At 62.8% G+C, this 7518-nt stretch carries 6 protein-coding genes and 1 pseudogene; all 7 read left to right on the top strand.

The annotated features are described in order from the left end of the window. A pseudogene (locus tag BRAS3843_RS24645) lies at nt 1-1186 on the top strand (carbohydrate porin); the annotation flags it as partial. 213 nt (nt 1187-1399) lie between these two features. Continuing rightward, nucleotides 1400-2107, top strand: coding sequence for a TetR/AcrR family transcriptional regulator (locus BRAS3843_RS24635; RefSeq protein ID WP_175361154.1), 708 nt, complete (start codon nt 1400-1402; stop codon nt 2105-2107). Nucleotides 2108-2206: 99 nt separating this feature from the next. After that, nucleotides 2207-3016, top strand: coding sequence for an ABC transporter permease (locus tag BRAS3843_RS24630; protein ID WP_008971803.1), 810 nt, complete (start codon nt 2207-2209; stop codon nt 3014-3016). 83 nt (nt 3017-3099) lie between these two features. Next, nucleotides 3100-4098 carry an ABC transporter substrate-binding protein gene (locus BRAS3843_RS24625; protein WP_035982627.1) on the top strand — a complete coding sequence of 333 codons (999 nt, stop codon included), beginning with the start codon at nt 3100-3102 and terminating at the stop codon, nt 4096-4098. Nucleotides 4099-4113: 15 nt separating this feature from the next. Continuing rightward, nucleotides 4114-4959, top strand: coding sequence for an ABC transporter ATP-binding protein (locus BRAS3843_RS24620; RefSeq protein WP_008971801.1), 846 nt, complete (start codon nt 4114-4116; stop codon nt 4957-4959). 3 nt (nt 4960-4962) lie between these two features. Continuing rightward, nucleotides 4963-6366 (top strand): hypothetical protein, encoded by a 1404-nt coding sequence (locus BRAS3843_RS24615; RefSeq protein ID WP_008971800.1) that lies wholly within the window; start codon nt 4963-4965, stop codon nt 6364-6366. Beyond that, nucleotides 6363-7514 (top strand): Gfo/Idh/MocA family oxidoreductase, encoded by a 1152-nt coding sequence (locus BRAS3843_RS24610; protein WP_008971799.1) that lies wholly within the window; start codon nt 6363-6365, stop codon nt 7512-7514. Before BRAS3843_RS24615 ends, BRAS3843_RS24610 begins: the two co-directional genes overlap by 4 nt. Nucleotides 7515-7518 lie beyond the last annotated feature (4 nt).

The raw sequence follows: 7518 nt of genomic DNA, 5'->3' as shown, positions 1-7518 counted from the left end.
GATCTCGGCCGGACCAGGCTGAAGGAGATGGGCATCTCGCTGGCGCTGACGCTGGGTGACGAAGCCGTCACCAACGTGTCGGGCGGAAGCAGGAAAACCTCGGCCAACGCCGGCCAGCTCTGGTTCGAAGCCAAGTTCGACATGGAGAAGCTGGCCGGCATCAAAGGCGGCATGTTCGCCTTCACCTATGTCGACCGCTTCGGCGACAATCTGAACACCGAGGCCGGCATTCCGGCCTTGCAGCTGACCAACGAAGTCTTCGGCCGCGGCAACATCGTCCGCCTGACCGAGTTCTACTGGCAGCAGAAACTGTTCGATGATCGCCTCGTCCTCAAGGGCGGCCGTCTTCCGGTCGGCTCCGACTTTTTCTTCGGGCTGTGCGAGTTCATCAACCTGACCTTCTGCGGCGGCCAGCCCGGCAACATCCAGGGCGGCTACATCTTCAACTGGCCGGTCAGCCAGTGGGGCGGTGTCGCGCACTACAACATCACCAAGGAATTGCAGTTGTCGGTCGGCGTCTACGACGCCAATCCGCAATATCTGACGACCTCGGACGCCGGCATCTACGCGGCGCCGGGCATCCCGTCCTCGCGCCCCGGCGCGGGCGTGCTGGTGCCGGTGGAGTTGGTCTATGCACCCAGCGGTCCCTTGAACGGCACCTGGCGCTTCGGCGGCTGGTATGACAACGCCTCGACCATCGATGGCGGCCTGCCGGGAATCATCACGGTCATCCCGGGTGTCGGCGGGGTGCCGGACCAGAACCTCGGCGATCAACGCGGCCGCTTTGGTGTCTATGAGTCGATCCTGCAGCGCTTGACCGTGGAGGGTCCGAAGGCACAGGGCTGGTACACCTTCCTCAACACCACCGTGGCCGATCACCGGACGGCGTTCCAGGACTACCAGATCGCGTGGGGCGTCAAGCACACCGGCACCTTCTCGTTCCGCCCGGATGACGAAGTCGGCTTCGCGTGGGCACCACCCACGTGAACTCGGCGGCCTGACCCCGAATGCCGGCGGCAACGAAGTTCCGATCGAAGCCTGGTACGGCTGGCAGGCGACCGGCTGGATGAACCTCAAGTTCGACGCCCAGTATGTCATCAATCCCGGCGGGCGCGGGTTCAATGCCGCCGGCGTGAAGACCGGCAATGCCTGGGTGTTTGGCCTGCGCACCGTGGTCCACTTCTGATCTGACGAACTGATCTGACGCAAAGGGGCATGCCCGTATGCGGGCATGCCTACAGCAGCCACCAAAGCTCTCCCGATCATGAACGGCCGCTCCCCCAGGGCGGCCGTTCAGCGTTTCGCAGCCGACGTTCGGGCAGCAAAGCGGAGTTGCCCAGAGGCTTTCATCTGCCTCCATCGCCGTGCTACATCATTCGCTTCACAGCGAGCGACGGCATTGGCAACGGCAAAGCGGAATCTGAAGTGGCAGCGCGACCCTGAGGGGATGCGGTTGCGCATTTTGGAGGCCGCAAAGCAGGAGTTCGCAGCCCACGGTCTGGCGGGTGCGCGGGTCGATCGCATTGCCGCAAAGGCCGGCGCCAACAAGCGCATGCTCTACTACCACGTCGGCAAGAAGGACGAACTCTATCTCGCGGTCCTGGAAGGCGCTTACGAAAAGATCCGGAGCGAGGAGCGCGGCCTCGATCTCGAACATCTCGCGCCGCCTGAGGCGATCAGGCGGCTGATTGAATTCACCTGGAACTACTTCCTGCGCAATCCGGAATTCCTGGCGCTGCTGCAAACTGAGAACTTGGCGCGCGCCAAGCACCTCAAGCGCTCGACCAAGGTGAAGTCCATGCATTCTCCCTTCGTGGAGATGATCCGGACGGTGGTGAGACGCGGGGTCAAGAGCGGCGATTTCAAAGTGGAGCTTGATCCGGTCCAGCTCTACATCTCGATCGCCGCGCTCAGCTTCTTCTATCTCTCCAACAGCGCAACCCTCAGCGTGATCTTTGGCCGCGATCTGGTGTCTCAGGACGCAAAGGACGAGCGGCTGGCCCATATGATCGGGCTGGTGCTGGCGGCCCTGACCGGCCACTCCGCCGCGCTGTTCGATCGTCCCCGGGTCCGGCGGCCTCGCGCGCCGCTCCACCAGTCGATCTAAGCAGGTTCCCGCCCGTTGGGAGTGCCGGAAAAGGCGCTGGACAGTATTTATCCAACGGGTTAATTACGGAGCAGAAAAGAATAAGAAGTGGAGTGAAACGTGGCCGAGCCGAAGGCGCCGCCGATCTTCGCTAGAGCTCTGAACGCAGCCTGGATCAGGCCGGTCCTTTTCCTGGTCTTCATTGTCGCGATCTGGGATCTTTCGATCCGCCTGTTCAAGATCCCGGCCTACCAGATCCCGGCGCCGGCGGACGTTGTCGCGGTGCTGCGTAGCGATTGGCCGGAACTGCTGCGGCAGTCCTGGCCCACCACCTACGCGACGGTGTGCGGCTTCCTGCTGTCGGCCTTGTTCGGCATTCCTGTCGCCATGGTGATCGCGGGCTCGAAGACAGTCGAGAGCTATGTCTATCCGCTTCTGGTGTTCTCGCAGTCCGTTCCGAAGATCGCCATCGCGCCGCTGTTTGTCGTCTGGTTCGGCTTTGGCATCATCCCGAAGGTCATTTCGGCGTTTCTGCTCGGCTTCTTTCCTGTGGTCGTTTCCGCTGTGCAGGGATTCAAATCCGTCGATCCCGACATGGTCGACCTGGCGCGCGCGATGCAGGGGAGCCGCTTCCAGGTGTTTCGCGCGGTCAACCTGCCGCACGCGCTTCCGGCGATCTTCTCCGGCCTGAAAGTCTCGGTCACGCTGGCGGTGGTCGGCGCTGTTGTCGGCGAGTTCGTCGGCTCGAACTCCGGCATTGGCTACGTCATGCAGCGCTCGATCGGCACCTTCGATCTGCCGACGATGTTTGCTGCGCTCGTGATCCTGGCGCTGCTCGGCGTCGTGCTGTTCTGGATCGTTGATCGGATCGAGCGGCTGATCATTCCCTGGCATGTCAGCCATCGGGAGGACATCGTCTTCACATCGTAGAGCGACCGGCCGCGGCAGCGCGGGCGAAGTAAAACGAACAACTAAACAAAAAATAGAACCAACAAAAATGAACAGGGAGAGAGATGATGCGCTGGATTTCAGGCGTTGCGGCCGTGTTCGCCGTCGTTGGGCTGGCGGTCGCGCCAGCCCGGGCCGCCGACAAGGTGGTGCTGATGCTGAACTGGTACGTCTATGGCGAGCATGCGCCGTTCTATTACGGCAAGGCCAAGGGCATCTATGCCGCCGAGGGCATCGACCTCGAAATCCAAGAGGGCCGCGGCTCGGCCGCGACCACGCAGGCCGTGGCGGCCAAGACTGCTGATTTCGGTTACGTTGACGTGCCCACCATGATGCGCGCCGCGGTCAAGGGCGCCCCGGTGGTCGCAACGGGCGTGCTGCTGCAGACCAGCCCGATGTCGGTGATGGGCTTCGTGGACAAGAATATCCGCAAGCCTGAGGACCTCAAGGGCAAGACTGTCGCGATTACGCCGGCGGATTCGATGACCCAGATCTGGCCGCTGTTCCTGAAAAAGACCGGGCTCAAGGAAAGCGAGTTTCAGACGGTCGCCGGCGACGGCCAAACCAAGCTCAACGCTGTCATCAACGGTCAGGCCGACGTTCTGCTTGGCTACGTGATGGACCAGTCGATGAAGATCAAGGACGCCACCGGCAAGGACGTCTATCCGATCAAGTTCGCCGATTATGGCATCAATCTCGTCTCCTCCGGTATCATCGCCAACTCCGACTACGTCAAATCGCATCAGGACCTGGTGCGCCGCTTCATGGCTGCCACCACCAAGGCCGTGGAGGCCGCCGAAAAGGATCCCAAGGCGGCGGCACAGTCGATCCTCGACGCCAATCCCAAGGGCGGCAAGATCGATACTTTGACGCAAGGGTTCGAGCTGACGATCCCGCTGTATCGGACACCGGAAACCAAGAGCAAGCGCCCGTTCCAGGTCACCGATCAGAACATGACGGATAGTGTCAACCTGATGGTTGAATACGGCGGGCTGGATGCCAAGGCCAAGGACAATCCCAAGGCGTTCTACACCAACGAGTATCTGCCCAAGGGCGACTCGTAAGCGCGGCGCTCTGACATGACCCCGGCGATGAGACCGACCGACCTTCAGCCACCAGCGCATCTGCGCCTCGTGAGCGATCGTGCCGAGACCGGAGCTCCGGAAATCACGCTCACGGGCGTGTCCAAGACCTATCGCACGCGCGACGGCGATGTGCCGTCGCTGCGGCCGCTCGATTTCCGCATCAATGAGGGCGAATTCTTCGTCGTGGTTGGCCCGTCCGGTTGCGGCAAGTCCACGCTGCTCAAGCTGATCTCCGGCCTGCTGCCGCCTACCACCGGCGAGATTACCGTCGGCGGAAACAAGGTGACCAGGCCGCACGGCAATGTCGGCATTGTGTTCCAGAACGCGCTGCTGTTGCCCTGGCGCAATATCCTCTCCAATGTGATGCTGCCCATCGACATGAAGCATCTGCCGCGTGACAGATATCTGTCGCGCGCCAAGGATCTGCTGAAGCTGGTCGGCCTCGAAGGGTTCGAGAAGAAGCTGCCCTGGCAGTTGTCCGGCGGCATGCAGCAGCGCGCGTCGATCTGCCGCGCGCTGGTCCACGATCCCAAGATCATGCTGATGGATGAGCCGTTCGGAGCGCTGGATGCGCTGACACGCGAGCGCATGAATCTCGAGCTGATGACGATCCAGCGCGAGACCGGCAAGACCGTGCTTTTGATCACGCATTCGATTCCGGAGGCTGTATTCCTGGCCGACCGGGTGATGGTGATGACCGAGCGGCCCGGCGCGATCGCTGCGATCTACGATGTGCCGCTGCCGCGTCCGCGTTCGCTCGACGCGATGGCGGATCCGGTTTTCATCGAACTGGTCCAGCGCATTCGCAAGCATTTCTTCACGCAAGGGGCGCTGGACTGAACCATGGCGTTCCGTTTCCGCCTGCGCGACATCGCCCTGTTCGAACGCCCGGTGCGTTTCGCCCGGCCGTTCCGTTTCGGCGCCGTCACAGTCGAGGCGACGCCGCAGCTGTTCGTGCGGGTCGAGATCGAGACGGAGGGTGGAACTCGCTCCGTCGGTGCCGCCGCAGAGTTGCTGGTGCCGAAATGGTTCGACAAGCGGCCGCAGCTTTCACCCGATCAAACAATAGCGGATCTGCGTCGTTCGCTTGCGATCGCGCGCGAGCTTTATCTCGCCCCGCAAAGCTTCGACACGGCGTTCGGGTTGCATGCCGCCCGCATCGGTGCGCAGCTTTCGGCCTGTGCGCGGGAGGATATTCCGCCGCTTGCGGCGGCCTATGGTCCGGCGGAAATCGACAAGGCAGTGCTGGACGCGGTGCTTCGCGCGGCAGATACGGATTTTTTCCGCGGCATGGCGGGGAATATCGCCGGGATCACTGCGCGGCCCACGCCCGATCTGAGCGATGCCGAGGTCGCGGATTTTCTCGCTGCGCGCAAGCCGCTCGCGCGGGTGGCGATCAGACATACGGTCGGGCTCGATGATCGCATCGAGGGAGAGGGCGGCGTCGCCGATCCCCACGAGAACGCTGCGGCACGCTATTTCAAGCTGAAGCTGTCCGGTGATCTCGAAGCCGATGTCTCGCGTCTGCGCCGCATCGGACGGGAGCTGACAGCGCTTCCTCACAACTACATGGTCACCCTCGACGCCAACGAGCAGTATGCTGAGCTCTCGGAGCTCGGTGCTCTGGCCGACCGACTCGATAGCGACAACACTTTGGCCCCGATCTCGGCCAAGCTGCTCTACATCGAGCAACCGCTGCCGCGCGACCTGACGCGACAATCGCCGCTGGGCGCGCTCGCAGACAAGGACTTCATCATCGACGAAGCGGACGACAGCTATGATGCCTTCCCGTTGGCATGCAAGCTCGGCTACCGCGGGGTCTCCTCCAAATCGTGCAAGGGCCTCTACAAGTCGGTTCTCAACGCCACCCGCGTGGCCAAGTGGAACGCGGACGGCGGCAGGTTCTTCCTCACCAGCGAGGACCTGACCTGCCAGCCGGGATTGGCCTTGCAGCAGGACCTCGCGCTCGGCGCCTGGCTCGGCCTGCACCATGCCGAGCGCAACGGCCATCACTACGTCGACGGATTCGGCCAGACGCCGCAGCACGAGGCCAAAGCCTTCGCGGCCGCGCATCCGGGCCTCTACCGGACGCAGCCCGCCGGTGTGCGTCTGGCCATTCATGATGGCGATCTCCTCACCGAATCCCTTCATGGAGCGGGGTTCGCCAGTTCGGTGCACCCGGACTGGTCCTCGCTGTCATCGCTTCAGCAAGCAGCACCCAAGACTCCCAAGGAGCACCTCGCATGACCACACAGCGCCTCGGTCTGATCATGAACGGCGTCACCGGCCGCATGGGGCTGAACCAGCATCTGATCCGCTCCATCGTCGCCATTCGCAACCAGGGCGGCGTGAAGCTGGCCAATGGTGACCGCGTCATGCCCGATCCGATTCTGGTTGGGCGCAATGCCGAGAAGGTCGAAGGCCTTGCGCGACGGTTCGACATCCAGCGCTGGACCACCGATCTCGACGCGGCGCTCGCCGCCGAGGACGATACATTGTTCTTCGATGCGGCGACCACGCAGGCTCGACCCTCGCTGCTCAGGCGTGCGATCGAGGCCGGTAAGCACGTTTATTGTGAAAAGCCGATCGCGACCAGCTTGGAGCAGGCGGTCGACGTCGTGCGGCTCGCCAATGCCAGAGGCGTGAAGCACGGCACGGTGCAGGACAAGCTGTTCCTGCCGGGCTTGAAGAAGCTTGCCTTCCTGCGCGACTCCGGCTTTTTCGGGCGCATGCTCTCGGTGCGGGGCGAGTTCGGCTATTGGGTGTTCGAGGGTGGCTGGCAGGAGGCGCAGCGTCCGTCCTGGAACTATCGCAGCGAACACGGCGGCGGGATCATCCTCGACATGGTCTGCCACTGGCGCTACGTGCTCGACAACCTCTTTGGCGAGGTCGAGAGCGTGATGTGCATCGGCAATACCGATATCCCCGAGCGCTACGACGAGCGGGGAACTAAGTACCGCGCCACCGCCGACGATTCGGCCTACGCAACCTTCACGCTGAAGGGCGGCGTCATCGCCCATATCAATATGTCCTGGGCGACGCGCGTCTATCGCGACGACCTCGTCACGTTCCAGGTCGACGGCACGCTGGGCTCGGCCGTCGCCGGCCTGACTGACTGCATGATCCAGGCCCGGCAGGCGACCCCGCGCCCGGTGTGGAATCCGGACGAGAAGCGGCTGCATGATTTCTACGCGGACTGGCAGAAGCTGCCCGAGAATGTTGCCTATGACAACGGCTTCAAGGAGCAGTGGGAGATGTTCATCCGCCATGTCTGCGAGGACGCGCCGTACAAATACACTCTGCTTGAGGGAGCAAAGGGTGTGCAGCTCGCCGAATGCGCCCTGAGGAGCTGGAAAGAGCGGCGCTGGATCGACGTTGCCCTGATCATGCTGTGAGGCC

This window comes from Bradyrhizobium sp. STM 3843 (assembly GCF_000239815.1).
In the GTDB taxonomy this organism is placed as follows: domain Bacteria; phylum Pseudomonadota; class Alphaproteobacteria; order Rhizobiales; family Xanthobacteraceae; genus Bradyrhizobium.
This window is presented reverse-complemented; position numbering and strand designations above follow the sequence as displayed.

Excerpts from the sequence above, each read along its gene's own strand:
- BRAS3843_RS24625 (WP_035982627.1), top strand. The coding sequence starts at position 3,100 with ATGATGCGCTGGATTTCAGGCGTTGCGGCCGTGTTCGCCGTCGTTGGG.
- BRAS3843_RS24620 (WP_008971801.1), top strand. The coding sequence starts at position 4,114 with ATGACCCCGGCGATGAGACCGACCGACCTTCAGCCACCAGCGCATCTG.
- BRAS3843_RS24615 (WP_008971800.1), top strand. The coding sequence starts at position 4,963 with ATGGCGTTCCGTTTCCGCCTGCGCGACATCGCCCTGTTCGAACGCCCG.
- BRAS3843_RS24610 (WP_008971799.1), top strand. The coding sequence starts at position 6,363 with ATGACCACACAGCGCCTCGGTCTGATCATGAACGGCGTCACCGGCCGC.